General features: G+C 44.2%; 17 protein-coding genes. 13 read left to right on the top strand and 4 right to left on the bottom strand.

The annotated features are described in order from the left end of the window. Positions 1-244: 244 nt before the first annotated feature. The 12 genes from L1D55_RS15070 (at position 245) to L1D55_RS15015 (ending at position 12,781) form a co-directional block, all read left to right on the top strand. The gene (locus L1D55_RS15070; RefSeq protein ID WP_239918002.1) at positions 245-1,576 is read left to right on the top strand and encodes an MFS transporter; all 1,332 of its coding nucleotides are present in this window, start codon (positions 245-247) and stop codon (positions 1,574-1,576) included. A gap of 123 nt (positions 1,577-1,699) precedes the next feature. Then, complete coding sequence (locus L1D55_RS15065; RefSeq protein WP_239918001.1) at positions 1,700-2,581, top strand: DMT family transporter; 882 nt, start codon at positions 1,700-1,702, stop codon at positions 2,579-2,581. Positions 2,582-2,758: 177 nt separating this feature from the next. After that, positions 2,759-3,004, top strand: a complete 246-nt coding sequence (locus L1D55_RS15060) for a hypothetical protein (protein WP_239918000.1) — start codon at positions 2,759-2,761, stop codon at positions 3,002-3,004. A gap of 222 nt (positions 3,005-3,226) precedes the next feature. After that, on the top strand, positions 3,227-4,126 hold the full coding sequence (locus L1D55_RS15055; protein WP_128164984.1) for a LysR family transcriptional regulator: 900 nt from the start codon (positions 3,227-3,229) through the stop codon (positions 4,124-4,126). A gap of 159 nt (positions 4,127-4,285) precedes the next feature. Then, positions 4,286-4,594, top strand: a complete 309-nt coding sequence (locus L1D55_RS15050) for a DUF3302 domain-containing protein (protein WP_239917999.1) — start codon at positions 4,286-4,288, stop codon at positions 4,592-4,594. Further along, positions 4,594-5,712: an HlyD family secretion protein gene (locus L1D55_RS15045; protein WP_239917998.1), complete on the top strand. Its 1,119-nt coding sequence runs from the start codon at positions 4,594-4,596 to the stop codon at positions 5,710-5,712. The genes L1D55_RS15050 and L1D55_RS15045 overlap by 1 nt, the downstream gene beginning before the upstream one ends. Positions 5,713-5,780: 68 nt before the next feature. Further along, positions 5,781-6,023, top strand: a complete 243-nt coding sequence (locus L1D55_RS15040) for a hypothetical protein (RefSeq protein ID WP_239917997.1) — start codon at positions 5,781-5,783, stop codon at positions 6,021-6,023. Between the two features lie 147 nt (positions 6,024-6,170). Then, complete coding sequence (locus L1D55_RS15035) at positions 6,171-7,160, top strand: zinc-dependent alcohol dehydrogenase family protein (RefSeq protein WP_239917996.1); 990 nt, start codon at positions 6,171-6,173, stop codon at positions 7,158-7,160. 215 nt (positions 7,161-7,375) lie between these two features. After that, positions 7,376-8,086, top strand: coding sequence for an ABC transporter ATP-binding protein (locus L1D55_RS15030; protein ID WP_239917995.1), 711 nt, complete (start codon positions 7,376-7,378; stop codon positions 8,084-8,086). Then, complete coding sequence (locus L1D55_RS15025) at positions 8,073-10,583, top strand: ABC transporter permease (protein ID WP_239917994.1); 2,511 nt, start codon at positions 8,073-8,075, stop codon at positions 10,581-10,583. The genes L1D55_RS15030 and L1D55_RS15025 overlap by 14 nt, the downstream gene beginning before the upstream one ends. After that, positions 10,583-11,713: a lipocalin-like domain-containing protein gene (locus L1D55_RS15020; RefSeq protein ID WP_239917993.1), complete on the top strand. Its 1,131-nt coding sequence runs from the start codon at positions 10,583-10,585 to the stop codon at positions 11,711-11,713. Before L1D55_RS15025 ends, L1D55_RS15020 begins: the two co-directional genes overlap by 1 nt. 153 nt (positions 11,714-11,866) lie before the next feature. Continuing rightward, the gene (locus L1D55_RS15015; RefSeq protein ID WP_239917992.1) at positions 11,867-12,781 is read left to right on the top strand and encodes a hypothetical protein; all 915 of its coding nucleotides are present in this window, start codon (positions 11,867-11,869) and stop codon (positions 12,779-12,781) included. Positions 12,782-12,916: 135 nt separating this feature from the next. Here the strand turns inward: L1D55_RS15015 and L1D55_RS15010 are convergent, their stop codons facing one another. The 4 genes from L1D55_RS15010 to L1D55_RS14995 all read right to left on the bottom strand — a co-directional run bounded on the left by L1D55_RS15010 (position 12,917) and on the right by L1D55_RS14995 (position 15,932). After that, positions 12,917-13,711, bottom strand: coding sequence for an endonuclease (locus L1D55_RS15010; protein WP_239917991.1), 795 nt, complete (start codon positions 13,709-13,711; stop codon positions 12,917-12,919). Further along, positions 13,662-13,970: a hypothetical protein gene (locus L1D55_RS15005; RefSeq protein ID WP_239917990.1), complete on the bottom strand. Its 309-nt coding sequence runs from the start codon at positions 13,968-13,970 to the stop codon at positions 13,662-13,664. Before L1D55_RS15005 ends, L1D55_RS15010 begins: the two co-directional genes overlap by 50 nt. 20 nt (positions 13,971-13,990) lie before the next feature. Further along, positions 13,991-15,223, bottom strand: coding sequence for a PAS domain-containing methyl-accepting chemotaxis protein (locus tag L1D55_RS15000; protein ID WP_239917989.1), 1,233 nt, complete (start codon positions 15,221-15,223; stop codon positions 13,991-13,993). Between the two features lie 130 nt (positions 15,224-15,353). Next, positions 15,354-15,932 (bottom strand): DUF2913 family protein, encoded by a 579-nt coding sequence (locus L1D55_RS14995; RefSeq protein WP_239917988.1) that lies wholly within the window; start codon positions 15,930-15,932, stop codon positions 15,354-15,356. 145 nt (positions 15,933-16,077) lie between these two features. Here L1D55_RS14995 and L1D55_RS14990 point away from each other — a divergent pair. Then, positions 16,078-16,218 (top strand): helix-turn-helix domain-containing protein (locus L1D55_RS14990; protein ID WP_239918043.1); only part of this gene is annotated, 141 nt, incomplete at its 3' end.

Raw genomic sequence — 16,218 nt, 5'->3', positions numbered from 1 at the left:
CGCAGTTCGACAAGCCAAGTTCAAAACAACACGTTGAGCAACTCAACATTATAGCGCGTCTTGATGGTCTCTTTCACTATTGCCGAAGCGGGTATTACTGAAGTTCCAAAGGAACATATAAGCCCCCGCACCAGCTCAATACTCTGTTACTAAGTCAGGCATCGATCATTTTTGAACAATTTCATGATTTAAAAGGAGAAAAGAGTTATACATAATAATGTGTTATTTAATCGACTAATTCATCATGACGCTCAAAGAAATCCTAAAAATTCCCAATGTTCGCTACTTCCTAATGTTTCGAAGCAGCTACTTTGCGCGTTTTTATTACCCAGTATTCACTCTACTCTACTTAGATTACGGCCTAACCCTTTCGCAATTTGCCATGCTTAACGTAGTGTGGGCGGCGACCATTGTGCTTGCTGAAGTCCCATCTGGCGCATTTGCTGACACCTTGGGTCGTAAGAAGCTAGTGGTACTCTCTTCCCTAGTGATGTTTGTTGAAATCGCCATGATTGCCTTAGTGCCGACCGAAAACCCAAACTTGGTGTTCATGGTCTTTTTGGTCAACCGGATACTCAGCGGATTAGCCATGGCATTGGCGAGTGGTGCTGATGAAGCACTGGCATATGACACCTTAAAAGAACAAGGCAATGAGGAGCTGTGGCCTCGTGTGTTGCAGATACAGCTTCGTATCGCCTCAAGCGTCGGCATCTTTGTCACCTTAATTGGTGCTGCAATGTACGACGTAAACTTCATGACGAACATTTTCCATGCTCTAGGGTTAACCTCGCCAGAAAGCACCAAAGACCTGATGCGTATTCCTGTATTCGCCACTTTATTGGTTGCACTACTCGCGATTTATGCTGCGGTAAACATGCGTGAAGAAAAGAAAGTGATGCCAAATGGTCAAACTAAATTAGCCACAACCATGGCCAGCCTTAAGCTCACTGCTGACACAGGTAAGTGGGTACTCGCTACGCCCTACGTACTTTTCATACTGCTCTACTACAGCCTATTTGAACACACATCGCGTATGTTCCTCACTATGAACAGCCAATACTATCTTGCCATCGATATTCCAATTATTTACTTCGGTTTTATTGGTGCGGGAATCAGTCTATTAAAAATCATTTTGGCAGGTCAAAGCCGCAGACTGGCAGAAAGTATCGAGCCGAAAACCTTTATTATCGTCATGGGCTTAGCAAGTATCGCTACCTATTATTGGATCAGTTTAGGCTGGTCGATCTATGGGGTGATTCCTGCATTGGTACTGATCTTTATCATCATGACGATGAACATTTTTATCAGTTACCACCTGAACAAAAAAACCGAGTCACATAACCGAGCCACGGTTCTTAGCTTCAAAGGTTTGATGTTTAACCTCGGATATGGGCTGATCGGTGTTTTGTATGCATACTACTACAAATTGGTTTCTAACAATTACTCCGAGCAAGAGATAGAGCAAAACCTCGCGTTCTTGGCGTCGCTATCTTCGTTCTGCTATTACTTCGCCTTTCTGTTCGTATTAATCAGCGGGTGGTTCTACTTCAAAAACAAAAAGACACCCATCTTTTAAATTTCAGTGCCATGCCAAATCAGGGCAAAGGTGAAGCTCTGCTCATAAAAAGACCGCTTCCACTTCTCAGCAGGTAATTTTTTGTTAACATAATCATTAAATTACCTCACACACGGAAGCGTCATGTCTTTTAGTTGGATCGCCTTTACCCTGCTTGCTGCCTTCAGCCAATCTTGGCGTAATGCCTTTCAAAGCAAATTGAGTGGCACCATGAGCGTAGCTGGTGTGACGCTGGCAAGATTTATATGGGCGGGTCCGATCGCCCTGCTCTACCTCTACGCTTTGTATCAATGGCAGCCAGTATCCGCGCCGAACTTTTCCGGTGAGTTTGCTTTCTATGTCGTTGCAGCCGCAATCATGCAGATCCTCGCGACTGGCTTGATGGTTATGCTATTTAAACTCGAAAACTACGCCATCGGTGCAGGGCTTGCCAAATGTGAAGCTCCTGTTTCTGCTGTACTTTCCGTGTTGTTTTTTGGTACAGCGTTGACTGTTACAGGCTGGATAGGCGTATTAATCGGCACATTGGGCGTGCTCATCATGAGTAGCGCTTCTGGTTGGCGAAGCCTCTCTCCTAAAGTATTTTGCTTGGGCATGGCATGCAGCACCGCCTTTGCACTAACCTCGCTTTGGGTACGTGAAGCTAGCTTAAGTATTGGACTTCCTTTCCCTCATAGCGCTGCTTGGGTGCTGTTTTTGGTCATTAGCCTGCAGACACTAATTATCTGCACTTTTCTCCTGATTAAAGAGCCGGATACGCTGCGCCTGATATTCAAGAAATCAAAACTGGTTGTGATGACAAGTTTAGCGAGTGTGATTGGTTCTCTTGGCTGGTTTAGCGCGATGTCTCTTCAAGCCGTGCCATACGTGAAAACATTAGGCCAAGTCGAAGTGGTCTTTATGGTATTAATCTCCTATTTCTGGCTAGGGCAGAGCATTGCCCGCAAAGACATCCTCGCGCTGATATTGCTTTCAGTCGCTGCAATCTTGGTGATGTGGCAATAAAGAGCATGTAGCAATAAACAGTAAGGTTCCAACAACCCATTCAGTGACCCTCTCCAAACCTTTACGCCGTCTAAAAATCATACGATGGCGTAAAATGATAAATACCGACCTCACATAATTTTTATAGTGCGCCTATCAGCTATCAATGCATAACTTTAGCCAATAGGAAAACAATCTATGAAAACATTTGTTCAAATTACTCTAGCCACGCTCCTTGCGACAACGTCAATGATGACACTGGCTGAACCGGCGGCAACAAACGATGTGCCATCACAAGCATCGACCACAACAATGAAGCATGAGGCAATGACAATAACGCTTACAGATAAGCATTTTACGCCTTCAAATAAAGCTGAAACAGCCGACAATCAACAGCTCACACAAACTCACGATACAGAGTCAGTATCAAAGCCAGCCATTTAGAAACCGACAACAAACTCAAACCATTGATCAACGATTCAGCGAGAGCGTTCACATCAAATTGGGTGTGGACGGTATCGTTATGCAAACAGGAGCAACCGAGTCACTCGCGACAGCGTTAGTTTATTGTCAGAAAATCGATAAGCACGATACTGATGGCTAGAATTAAGCCAAGATTCAACCATAATCTAATTATCGTTAACCTCAGCTTAACTGGTTTATGCAATGGATCTTAATCTTCTCAAAACTCTCGATGCGGTAATGAAGGCGCGTAGTGTTAACCTTGCAGCAGAAGCATTAGGCATTTCCGCCCCTGCAGTCAGTCAATCTCTCAACCGATTGAGAGAGCAATATAACGACCCTTTATTCATCCGAGAAGGGCGTGGTATTGCACCAACAAACTTTGCTATTGAGCTACACGCAGAAGTACAAGAGCCTTTGAATTTACTCTTGAATGGATCAAAGTCTCGCCAGCATTTTGATGCCAAGAATAGTCGTCGCACTTTTCGGATATCCAGTCACAAAGACATCGACATATTGGTCGTGCCCACACTAAACAAGCACCGAAGCGAGCATGCACCTAATACCAATATTGAAGCTGATATTGAACACCTTGATGAACAATCAAGACAAGCCGATTTAAGGCAGCGCAAAGTCGATGTGATCTTATCTACCGTTCCCTTAGAGGAGCATGGCTATGACAACCTTAAGCTGTTTGAACAACGCCTTGTTGTGGTGTTAAGCGCGGATCATCCTCGCATTCAAGGCAGCATAACAATGGACCAATTTTTTGCCGAAGAACATATCATTTGGCAAACGCAAAGAATGAATGACTACACGCTCAACTCAGTCAGCAACATCCCGCTCCCCGTACGAAAAGTCGCTTACAAAACCAGTTCTGCCCTCACTGGATTAGTCTTAGCGAGCCAAACCGATTGGTTATGTGTAACTGCCAGTTCCATTGCAGAGAAAGTGTCTAAAAACGATAAATATCAAGTCATTGAGTTGCCATTCTCGACCGAGCCAGTACCCATTTACATGACCTGGCATCATTCTCAGCGCAACGACAACGGGCATAAATGGTTTCGTGATGCTTTGATTACAGCGACTCAAGCCATTAACTAAACCTTACCTAACATCAAATTAAGCCAAACTACCCTATGGATTAATTAAGACTTAAATGTCATTTAACCTTTACTCTATCGATTGAGTAAGGGGAAGCTTCTAAGCTCTCTAGTATTGCTGAAATTAATGGTCGATTTCATCCGTAACGGAGAGAACCTTATGAACCTTACTTTAGATTACTTATCTTTGGGTATTCTGATCCTCGTACTGCTGATCTTAGTGTACGGGCTCGTTATTATTCACGATATTCCTTATGAAATTGCGGTAAAACGCAATCATCCTCATCAAGATGCTATTCATGTAGCAGGCTGGATCAGCCTCTTTTTCTTGCACGTAATGTGGCCACTGCTTTGGGTATGGGCCATGTTAAGTGAGCCATTAAAAGTAGCGAGTACAGAACAATCAAAGCTCGATGAACTCGAAAAACGAATCAATGCACTGCAAGCGAAAAGCGAGGAGGAACTGTAATGGAAACCTTGATAATTCTTAGCTACATCGCATTGTGTGTGATTGTATTTCGCGTCTTAAAGCTCCCTAAAAATAAGTGGACGATTACCACAGCGACTGTCATTGGGGCTTTCTTAGTCGGCTGGATCTTCTTATACATGGCGATGTATCAGCCAGTAGCACGCGTAGCTGGCGTGTATAGCGTCACTACTCCAATCACCTCTGAAGTCTCTGGCGAAGTCACCGACGTTTTTGTAAAAGGTAATGTTGCTTTGAAAAAAGGCGACCCTTTGTACCAAATCGACCCGACACCATTCCAAGCAAGTGTCGACAAAGCGCAAGCGCAAGTAACAGCGACCAAAGCCTCCATTGATGAGCTACTGCTCTCCAAGCAAAACATCCGTGAGTCGATCAAGAAAACGGATGCTCAGCTTGTCTTCAATCAAAAGGAACTGAAACGTTTTAATAAGTTGGCAAAGCGTGATTTTGCATCTCAAACAAAAGTAGACAAATTTACCGACACGATTGCAGAGCTCAACGCTGTTCAGGCACAAAACCACATTCAATTGAACGTCATTGATTCGAAGATTGCACAGCAGTTGGCTGCAAAGAAAGTTCACCTTGCAGAGCTCGATAAAGCTCAGTTCGATCTTGGTAAAACATTAGTTGTTGCACCGACAGATGGCTATGTAACACAAGTGGCGTTACGTCCGGGCATGAAGAGTCGTGTCGTTCCTTTTCAAGGAAACCTAACGTTTGTGCACAAAGAATCTAAAACTATTATCGCGGCATTCAAGCAAAACCCTGCGCGTTATATTAAACCAGGCTACGAGGCAGAAGTGACCTTCAAAACCATTCCTGGCCATGCCTACCGAGCAAAAGTCGTCGATGTACTGGATATCTTCAAGCAAGGTGCAGTCACACCCTCAGGGAATCTCAACGATCCGATTCAGAGAGTCGGGGGACGCGTCTTAGTAAAAGTGGAACTTGTTCAGCCAGAATTACTGGACGGTCAGCCGCTTCCTGCTGGCACAGATGCCCACGTCGCGGTGTATTCTCCAAAATGGGAAATGTTCTCTATCGTACGTAAAGTGATTCTTCGTATGCAAAGTTGGCAAAACTGGGTTTTTGAAGGTTAACAACTCTCTTCAAAACAATAGCTTGTGAATTTAATGCCTTTGAATTCAAACCAGTAGAGAAAACCAGAATGAACTCACCCCATACCACTAATAAAACCGTCAAGAGCGTGCTTGTAGCGCTCTTATTACTCTTCACGAGTATGACGTTTGCTGGATACATAGTGTTTTACGACAACGACGCACAACTTTCAGCTGACAGCGCTATAGAAACAGCAGACACCGTGTTAATCATTGACGAACACGATGTAATCCAAAGCAAAGATCGTCATAACTGCGATATCACTATGATCCAACAACGATTATTAAAGTAGCCCTAAAGTAGGCAGTAAAGTACATAGACACACTGAAGTGACTTGGTTGAATGGCGACGGTCTGGCATGATGTGGCTTACATTGATGGGAAGTCATCGTCCTGCCATACAATGCCTATCCGTACCACCAAACTAAAGTGCTCGAGCCATGTCTGAAATCAAGCAAAATACCCGTATCAATCAGTATCGTTTCGGACAGCCGAAAGAGTCCCTCAAGATCGAACATGTCACTTTAGGAGCACTCGATAAAGGTAAGGTTCGAGTACAGATTGAAGCGACCAACATTAACCCGAGTGATCTGTTGTCGATTCATGGTGTGGGGCAATATAAACACAGCCACCAGCCGCCCAGAGTTCCAGGATTTGAAGCAGCAGGTACGATCTTAGAGTCTCAACATGCTGATTTTACGGTGGGTCAGCGAGTGCTGGTGGCGACGAGTGGAACATGGCAAAGATACGTCGATGTGTCGCCTGAAAACCTTTTCCATATTCCTCAACACCTAGATAACGGCTACGCGTGTCAGTTATACATTAATGCACTCACCGCCTGGGTACTGACGACAGAAGTGGCGAAGTTGACCAAAGAAGATGTGTTGATCATCAATGCCGGCAGTTCAGCGATTGGTAAGATTTTCTCCCAATTATCAAGGTCACTTGGATTTCAAATCATCGTCGTCACGTCACAACCCAAGCGCGCTCTTACGACTTCAAAACATGTGTTGGATGCCAAAAATGACTTAGTTGCACAAATCCAGCAACTTGGCCTACCGCAACCAACGGTTGCCTTTGATGCGATTGGCGGTTCACCCGGAACCGAGCTTATTCACACGCTGGGCAAACAAGGGCGTTTCATCAACTATGGTACGCTTTCTCTGGATTTTTATGAGCCACGTTTCTTCGAGTATGCTAAAAACCAAGCTATCGAGTTCAGCACATTTTTCTTACGTTATTGGGAAGAAGCTGAAGGTAAAAAAGTGCGCCGAGCCCAGTTCGAGTCCATGCTAGCTCACTTCATCAAGAACGAGATTCAACTCGATGTCGACCGTTGCTTTCCTTTAGAGCAAGTTCAGACCGCGATTGATCTTATCGAATCTAAAACCACACGATTGGATGGCAAGATCATCCTGCTCCCCTCTTAGCGCACAAGATGCACTCGGAAGTTGTTCCTCTCTATCAACAACTTCCACCTGCCACTGATCTATTCTTCCTCTTTTAAAGTACAAGTTATTAATAATTCGATATAAATCGCTCTAAATCCTCAAATTGTCGTCTACAGTTTGATAGAGCCTATCGTGATATTAATTGCCAATGCTTAACACCTTTGGTGGTCGCTTTTTGATTACAAGGAGAGGAAATGGATAGCCCAGTTGTCACACTGCAACAGGCCAGTAAAAGCTTTATTGATGGCAAAGAGAGCCATCAAGTGCTGGACAATATCGACTTCAACCTAGGGACTGGAGTCAGCATTGCTTTGACTGGTTCGAGTGGCAGTGGCAAGAGTACTCTACTCAATTTAATTGCGGGCTTTGAACCACTTTCAGACGGCGAGTTATGGCTCGATGGAGAAAATACCTCAACTTGGAAAGACCCACACTGGAGCCGTTTCCGCCATCAAAAGCTCGGCGTTATTTTCCAACAGTTCAACCTACTCACCCCACTCCATGTAAAACAAAACATCGCCTTTCCATTGCATTTAAACCAACAGAAATGGGGAGCTTGGTGCGATTACTTAGTCGAAGCATTAGGTATCAGCGAACTACTCAACAGACACGTATCAGCCCTCTCCGGTGGCCAGCAACAACGTGTCGCTATCGCTCGAGCATTGGCTCATAAACCTAAACTTTTGCTTGCAGATGAGCCCACAGGAAACCTAGACCATAAAGCAGGGTTGGAGGTGATGAGATTACTAAGTGAGATCACAACACAAGGCAACACCGCTGTATTATTGGTGACGCACAGCCCTAAATGCGCCGATTTTATGCAGAGACAACTGGTATTAGACAATGGAAAACTCAAGCATGTAGACCAAAAGCAAGCCAGTGAGATGACTCATGCCAAAGGCTAATTCTACTAATACGCCTGCTCACTTAGCGATCACGCACACCAAACTGACGCTAGACCTATTCGCGGCGCATTATCGCCATTCTCCTTTACAAGCTGCGGCGATCTTGATTGGTATTGTGTTAGCCGTGACTTTGTTTGTCGCGGTACAAGCCATCAACTTGAATGCCAAACGCAGCTATGTAGAATCTACCGAGCAACTGAGCGCTCAGGCTCAGAACCTAATCATTCCACCAGCAGGACAAAACTACCTACCTGAATCGCTCTACTTCAAGCTAAGACAAAACGGACTCAGCGCGATACTACCTGTGATTGAAGGGCGTGTGAGAGACGAGCAAGGACGTCGTTGGTCAATCCAAGGCAGCGAGCTCATCGCCGCTCTTACCTCAAGAGCTCGCTACTCCGAAGGGAACGAAAAAAACATATCTCTTTTTGATAATGCACTTCCCCTACCTCAGCTCTTAGCAGGCAAGCCCATTGTGATGATGAGCCAGTCGCAACATCAAAGCTTAGACGAAATGGACACGCTGATCCTCGATGACATCGTTACCCAAGTGGTCGTGTTGCCTGATGAGTGGCAACTGGGGAGTCGAATGCTGATGGACATAGGATTCGCTCAACAACTGCTCAACAAACAAGGTCAACTGAGCTATATCGCCGTTTTTAATGCCGAGAACCAACCACAAGATAACTGGCAGAATCTCATCGCAGAGCAAGGACAATGGATCACCAATAATCAAAGTACCGACCTTGGATCCATTACCGACAGCTTTCACCTTAACCTGACGGCAATGAGCTTACTCGCGTTCTTGGTTGGTTTGTTCATCGCTTATAACGGCGTGAAATACAGCTTACTGAAACGTAATCGACTATTGGTTCAAATTCAGCAAGCCGGTGTAGCACCAAGCATCGTATTTTCTGCTTTGCTCATTGAACTTACCGTTCTGGTAACCCTGGGAGCTTCACTCGGTTTCATTTTAGGAATTCAATTAAGCCACTGGCTCCATCCCACCGTGGCAATAACGCTGGAACAACTATACGGAGCAACACTTCTGCCTGGCACATGGCAATGGTCATGGTTAGTTCAGGCCTTATTGCTCACCTTAGCCGCCACACTTGTTGCCTGCTGGCAGCACTTTAAACAACGCATTCAACAACCGCTCTCTTCTCATGGTGGCTTTTATCAAGCGCCAGAGGCTTCAAACGAAAACCAACTCTTTATCATCGGAATAACACTCACGGGTATCGCATTAGCTGGCTTATGGCTTAGCGAACACCACCGCTTCACCATGGCGTGGCTTGGCGTGTTAGTGATATCTATTCCTTTGTATTTGCCTAAAACGCTCAGCTTATTAGCAAATTGGAGTGAACAGCACACTCAGTCGGGGTTGATGCAGTACCTATTTGCTGAATTGCGAGAGCTCATCTCTCCGCTCTCCCTTGCCATGATGGCACTGCTTCTTGCTGTAACGGCTAATATGGGAATGAATACCTTAGTAGGCAGCTTTGAATCCACTCTAAAGCAATGGTTAGAACAGCGGCTGCATGCCGACATTTACGTTAGTCCAGCTCAAGGTGAAATCGCTAATGTAGAACGTGCGTTAGAGCAGTTTGAGAACGTTGAAACCGTCTATAAGCAATATTACGTCGACGATAACTTACAAGGCTTGCCAACGTTACTCGGCACCAAAGACAAAGATACATTAGCGCAAACCATGGTGTTCCAATCGCAGCTTGATAACTTTTGGCAGCGTTTCTATCAGGGTGAACTGGTAGCAATCAGCGAACCCACGGCAGTGAAGCTTGGCTTATCTTTGAACAGCGAACTTAAGCTCGATTCTATTCCAAACAAATCACTAGTCGTCGGGGCGATTTTCCACGACTACGGCTCACCCAATGGCGAGGTATTGCTTGCCCCTAATTTATGGCTTGAAAGCGGTTTTACTAACTTGCCGACTAGCCTAGGGGTTAAAGTCTCTGGAGACCAACAACAAGTCTACGAACAGTTACGCCAGCAATTGAACTTGCATCCAAGTCAGCTCTACGATCAAGCGCAGATCAAATCTCTCGCCTTGGACATCTTTTCACAAACCTTCGCCATTACACGCGCACTAAATGGCGTCACCTTGATGGTTGCCGTCATTGGCCTGTTCTGTGCGTGTTTTATGCTGCTCGATGCTCGTAAGGCCGCTATCGCAAGGCTGTATGCACTTGGCGTAAGCCGTAAAAAACTGATGGCAATGGTTCTCGGGCAAATCGTTGTGCTTGTGACCTTTACTTTGGTTATCGCCATCCCACTCGGTGCTATGGTGGGTTACGTACTAACAGACATCGTCACCCTACGCGCCTTCGGTTGGAGCTTAAATTACCAGTGGAATTGGAGCGATGCGCTTAGCATTTCCTTCATCACGATTATTGTGGCTGTGATTGCAACACTCATTCCTCTATGGCGATTAGTCAGTAAGCCTGTGGTATCCAGTTTGCAAAGTGAGGTGTTGTAATGAACATTGGCTTGAAGAGTAAGTTAATCAGACTATCTGCTCTCTCACTGGGTCTGCTATCTCTATGGGGTTGTGACAAGGCTGATCCGAATTCCGCTCAAAACATGGGATCAATACTCGGCGGGAGCAGTGAGCAGCAGAGTGATAAATTCAGTACCGTCATTAGAGGCGTTGAACTCACCTTCCCTAAAGACCATCAAGCACACCCGAATTTTCGTCATGAATGGTGGTATCTAACCGCCAATCTCATCGATGAAGACGGTAATGCGCTAGGCGTACAATGGACACAGTTCCGCTTTGCCGCAGCCCCAGAAAACAGCGTCGAACAAACTAAACAAACCGCATGGCAAAGCCAACAGATCTACATGGCTCACAGTGCCGTCACCACCGAAGACAAACACTACGCCGATGAAAAATGGTCACGCGATCAAGCAGAACTGGCAGGAGTAAGCACATCACCATTTCGCGTCTATCTTGATGATTGGCAATGGACATCTTCTACTGATGACTTATTCCCTGCCACATTGAATGCTAACTCAGAGCAGTTTGGCTACTCGTTAACACTGATTAGCAACGCTCCCTACCAAAAACAAGGAGAGCAAGGCTACAGCACCAAAAGCAGCGATGGCAAAGTCGCTTCCTACTACTACAGCCAGCCATTCATCAATGTATCAGGCGACGTGACGATTGATGGTGTGACACATCAGGTTTCAGGCAAAGGTTGGATAGACAGAGAATGGAGCTCACAGTTCTTACTCGACTCTCAACAAGGCTGGGATTGGTTTGCACTTAGGCTCAGTGATGAAACCAGCCTAGTCGTGTTCCAACTGCGAAACTCGGCGACAGGCGAAGCCAGCTATGCTCACGCAAGATTGATGCAGCAAGATGGCTCTGGTATTGCCATTTCACAGCAAGACATTACTCTCACTGCAACCAAACAAACAGTAATCGATGGGCGAGATTATCCAACAGAGTGGCAAATATCAATTCCAACGAAAAACATAGAGCTGACAGTCTCGGCACTCAACCCCAAAGCAAAAATGCCCCTATCGGTTCCCTATTGGGAGGGTCCAATCTCAATTAAAGGAACACACTCAGGTACAGGCTATATGGAGTTGACTGGGTATTAGTCATACCAGAACAGACATGAGCCCTATCTAAAACTCAGAGTAAACAGAATTTCTCTGTCTAAGAGCTCCTAGCTTTATAGTGAGGAAAATCAATGACTCACCATATGAAACAATATACTATGCCCGCAATAATTCCCACGGTTAAGAAGTAGCATGCAGTATCAAGAAGTAAGCCAGCGTATTTATTACTCTAATAAGGAATACGTTCCTGTTGGTGAAATTGCGCGGTCGCTTATTGCTTTTGAAAGCCTAGTAAAACAAGCACCAGAAGTGCTAGAAGCTCTTTTCCCTGATGCGAAAGTAATCAATGTTGAAGTATTTATTAAAGAACTTCGTTCAGACAGTATTTGGGAAGATCTAGTTGTAAAACTAATTTTTGGGAACCAACAAAGGTTTGATGAGTGCATTGAAAATACGAGACAAAAACTAGGGATAGAGAAAATTATGAATAAAAATCCTAATTTCTTGTCAGCGGTGCTTGTGGCGATGATTCTTGCTGGAGGTACTTACTATTTAGGGAAGTCATCAAGTTCGTCAGATAAAAAAGCTAAAGCTACTATAGAGGCAAATAATAACACTATTATTCAAATAGGGGCCGGTATGGTAGACATGTCCGCTGAGGAATTTACCAATATCGTTATCTCTGCGATCAAAGATAAAGAAAAGTTAGCTGAAAATTCACTAAATGTAGTTAAACCTGCAAAACTTGACCCTAATGCAACTATTACGTTTAACGAGGATCCAAACATCCAAATTTCTAATGCTTCGGTTCGAGCAATGCCTGAGTACAAATCTAAGCTGGAAGTTGCAGAGGATGTTATAGAAGATTTTCATGATGTGCGACTTGAGATCAGAGCTATTGATTTAGACTCAACAAAAAGAGGTTGGGCTGTAGTAGCTCCTTCACTACATAAAAGACGAGTTAAGTTGCAACTTGATCCAACAATTAAACCTATGGTTCTTAAAAATAAGCTATCTATTAATGGTCATATTACCGTTGTCTGGGGTGCCGATAGTCGAGGCAGTCGAGTACCTAAGTTGATATTTCTACGAGAAATCCTTGATTAGCATCCTGCGTGGAAGTACAGCCAGCGAGATATTTAAGAGCGATTCGCAATGCTGCGTTCTCTATCCAACAACGAGCAACCATAGTAAAAAAGCCATCACTAGGATGGCTTTTTTGCATTGGCTTCAGTTTATATATCAGCCACCACAGCGGCTATCATATATGTCATTTACCCAACTTGGGTTATCAATGAACGGGTTGCGGTTACCTTGCCATTTGACGGCTTTTTCATGGCGATTACGCTCCCAATCATCGACAGGGTCGGCGTTATGCCATTGCAGTAATGTACACAGCTTTCCAACTTTAGGTTGCCCTGAAGAGCTAGACGTGTCATCGACTAAGTACAAGTCCGGCATTTTCGCGTTATTGCCTTCATAACGTACCGCCATGTAGAAAAGCGAACGAGCGGTATCCCCTTTCACTGCGTCACGAGGTTCAAAGCTGTCGTAGTCCGTCTTGTTAAGCGGTGACTTTTTCAATGGCGTTCCACCAAAATCGAAGTCTTTGTTCGACCGGATAGAGTTAATCTCTGCGTCGGTTGGTTGAAGATGGTGAATGTCGGTATAACCCCACTGATCTTTGCGCTTGAAACCAAAAGATTTTGGCCAAAGGTGTTCACGATTCCAAGCATTCTTGTCGTTGTTGCCTGATGAAGTAAAGTCTTTGGATTGTGAACGACCGCTATAATACAAAATCACATTGTTCGGATTATTCGGATCTTCGTTGGTGTCTTTCAATGCAGACCACACCTGAGTGTAAGTGAGTTGCTTTTGCCCGCGAGCAGCAATCACACCAAGCATGTCTTTTAAAGCATTGCCGCTTAGCCCCTCAGCTTCAAGGTAGTAACCATCAGGGTAGCTAGTATTAGCAAGCGCAACTGGACTAAGAGCCGTCGAAATCAGCAAGAGGCTTAAATTTAAACGTATTTTCATTGTTTTTATTATCCTTGTTATTGTTGTTATTCACCCACCATTGATGAGTGCCCTCATACTCTACAAAACACCATTTATATGCAATCTGTTTATTTATAAATCTTACTTGAGCTACAGCCTTAATATTTAAGCCGTAAGGTATAGCTGTGCACAAACCTGCAATGAGCCATGCTTGGTTGAAGGTATTTAGGGTTGGGGTGCTTACTCCCGAACGCGAATAAGCTGCTTTTGTTAGTGATGCAGAGCGAAAGTGAGTCACTTACGCCCTGCTATCTTCGGTTAAGTTAAGTTCGAGACAGATCTAGCCACGTCTTCCGCGCCTTTTTGTATCTCTTCGATCACAACAGATACGCTTTCAAGCCTATCGTTTGTTTCGATAGACGATTGACTGATCACTTCCATAGATTGAGTAATGTCATTGGTTAGAGATAAGTTCTCTGCAACCACTCGACTGATTTCTTCTGTTGAGTCGGATGTTCTCGAAGCTAAAACCCTGACCTCATCAGCAACCACGGCAAAACCACGGCCGTAATCTCCAGCCCTAGCCGCCTCAATGGCCGCATTAAGTGCCAATAAATTCGTTTGATCAGCAATATTGCCGATGACCTGCACGATATTTTCGATGCTACCCGATAATTCAGTCAGTCGACGAATTAGCTTTTCAGACTTCTCGATATCTTCAACCACATTTTTAGACAGCTCACGGGTCAGAGCGAGAGAAGATTGTCCATCACTTGCCACCTGTGCTGTCTCTACCGCGGTACTGTAAGCAATAGAAGTCGCATCCGAAGTCGCCTCTTCTTGCAGCACTTCATTAGTGATATCAGAAGCAAACTTAACGACTTTATAGACCTCTCCTCGCTCGTTCTTTATCGGGCTGTAAGAGGCTTGAATCCAAACTTTTCCACCATGTCGATCTTTTCTTAAGAAGCGCCCAGTAAATGCTCGACCCGATTGCAGCTCTTGCCAAAAGTTAGGGTTCTCTTTGTAAAATTCGTCAAAACAGAACATCCGATGATTCTGCGAAATAACCTGTTCTTTTGAGTAACCCAAGGTTTTCAGGAAGTTGTCATTTGCATCTAAAATATTGCCATCAGGCGTAAACGAAATAGTCGCAAAGGTTTGGTTGAGTGCGTCTAATAACTCGCTGTCTAGAGTCTGCTTTACATGAGACTCGGTAACATCAGCGGCAACTTTAACAACCTTTTGCACTTCCCCATTTGAAATGATTGGGCAATAAGTCGCATCGATATGAACTTGTCGCTTTCCCTTCGCGTAACGAGGAAAAACACCGCTTTTCTTTGAACCTGCAGCAAGGTCTCGCCAAAACTGCGTATAGTGAGAGGTATTCACTATCTCGTCAGAGCAAAATAGTGAGTGATGTTTACCTTTTATTTCATCCAGTGAATAGCCCATCAGTGATAAGAATGGCTCACTCGCGTCTAACACATGCCCGCGAGTATCAAACGACACCATTGCTAAAGAACGATTCAATGAATCAACAATATCCATATTGTGATCAGGTTGATCTATGCTTTTTCCTTCTTTTTAAAAAAAATGATACTGTCCACCTTCAAAAATAATAATTGGTTTTATGTTTTATACCCTTAGTAAATAAGGACTAAATTCCTATCGCGCCAAATTAGTTAACGACAGAAAGTTCTACGATTGGCAAACTGCTAGTAGGATGCGTGTTAAGTTCGACTTTATGAAAGCCAAACAGTTGGACAATATGAATAAAGTTGTCCACGTTAATATTGGATAAACAGACTGATAATGGCTTAATCTGTTGTTGCTCATCAGAGAAGCACTGCTCTAGATGCGCCTGCGAAACATATAAAGTACTAGGAAGATATTCGGACACACCTTCATTAAGGTCTGCCGTTATCCCATGATCTTCTCTCAAATATTCAAGTAGATAGTGAAGCTTATGCATGTCATTCAACCTATCCCTGTAGCTTTGGGATAGCTCTCTAAGCTCACATAAACGCTCTTCAAGTAAGGCTGTACCATACTTGCCAGCCTGTATGATCGACTTTATCTCTTTCTTAATTGTTTTATATTTGATCTTATTTATTTTTGGCTTAAACCAGCGCACCAATATCTGGTTTCGGACATCTCTAGAAACATGATTTCTTGAGTTGGCAACCGAAATCCAAAGGTGCAATAAAGCGTTGTCTATCGTGGTTGAGAGTAAACGCTCGTATTTGTAACTCGACATTGTCACTCTTTATTTTCGAACTGCTACGTTCTGTAAAATCCCGAATTCAGATAATAAGTGCGACACTTCATTGGTAGGACTGAGGAAGACAGCCAATTGTTGAGATTGGTATGCTCTTCTGACCAAAGAAACAAGCAGTTCCAACATGAAGTATCAACAATTGACTGAAGGGAAAAGATACCAGATTTCAGCCCTTTTAGAACAAGGTGTATCAATAAAAAACATTGCCCTTGCCATCGACTGCCATAGAAGCTCAGTTTATAGAGAACTTAGCCGTAATAGTGGA

This window comes from Vibrio sp. Isolate22 (genome assembly GCF_022398115.1).
Taxonomy (GTDB): domain Bacteria; phylum Pseudomonadota; class Gammaproteobacteria; order Enterobacterales; family Vibrionaceae; genus Vibrio.
Note: the sequence above shows the minus strand (reverse complement) of the source record. Positions and strands in the feature narration are given on the sequence as shown.

Excerpts from the sequence above, each read along its gene's own strand:
- L1D55_RS15070 (WP_239918002.1), top strand. The coding sequence starts at position 245 with ATGACGCTCAAAGAAATCCTAAAAATTCCCAATGTTCGCTACTTCCTA.
- L1D55_RS15065 (WP_239918001.1), top strand. The coding sequence starts at position 1,700 with ATGTCTTTTAGTTGGATCGCCTTTACCCTGCTTGCTGCCTTCAGCCAA.
- L1D55_RS15060 (WP_239918000.1), top strand. The coding sequence starts at position 2,759 with ATGAAAACATTTGTTCAAATTACTCTAGCCACGCTCCTTGCGACAACG.
- L1D55_RS15055 (WP_128164984.1), top strand. The coding sequence starts at position 3,227 with ATGGATCTTAATCTTCTCAAAACTCTCGATGCGGTAATGAAGGCGCGT.
- L1D55_RS15050 (WP_239917999.1), top strand. The coding sequence starts at position 4,286 with ATGAACCTTACTTTAGATTACTTATCTTTGGGTATTCTGATCCTCGTA.
- L1D55_RS15045 (WP_239917998.1), top strand. The coding sequence starts at position 4,594 with ATGGAAACCTTGATAATTCTTAGCTACATCGCATTGTGTGTGATTGTA.
- L1D55_RS15040 (WP_239917997.1), top strand. The coding sequence starts at position 5,781 with ATGAACTCACCCCATACCACTAATAAAACCGTCAAGAGCGTGCTTGTA.
- L1D55_RS15035 (WP_239917996.1), top strand. The coding sequence starts at position 6,171 with ATGTCTGAAATCAAGCAAAATACCCGTATCAATCAGTATCGTTTCGGA.
- L1D55_RS15030 (WP_239917995.1), top strand. The coding sequence starts at position 7,376 with ATGGATAGCCCAGTTGTCACACTGCAACAGGCCAGTAAAAGCTTTATT.
- L1D55_RS15025 (WP_239917994.1), top strand. The coding sequence starts at position 8,073 with ATGCCAAAGGCTAATTCTACTAATACGCCTGCTCACTTAGCGATCACG.
- L1D55_RS15020 (WP_239917993.1), top strand. The coding sequence starts at position 10,583 with ATGAACATTGGCTTGAAGAGTAAGTTAATCAGACTATCTGCTCTCTCA.
- L1D55_RS15015 (WP_239917992.1), top strand. The coding sequence starts at position 11,867 with ATGCAGTATCAAGAAGTAAGCCAGCGTATTTATTACTCTAATAAGGAA.
- L1D55_RS15010 (WP_239917991.1), bottom strand. The coding sequence starts at position 13,711 with ATGAAAATACGTTTAAATTTAAGCCTCTTGCTGATTTCGACGGCTCTT.
- L1D55_RS15000 (WP_239917989.1), bottom strand. The coding sequence starts at position 15,223 with ATGGATATTGTTGATTCATTGAATCGTTCTTTAGCAATGGTGTCGTTT.
- L1D55_RS14995 (WP_239917988.1), bottom strand. The coding sequence starts at position 15,932 with ATGTCGAGTTACAAATACGAGCGTTTACTCTCAACCACGATAGACAAC.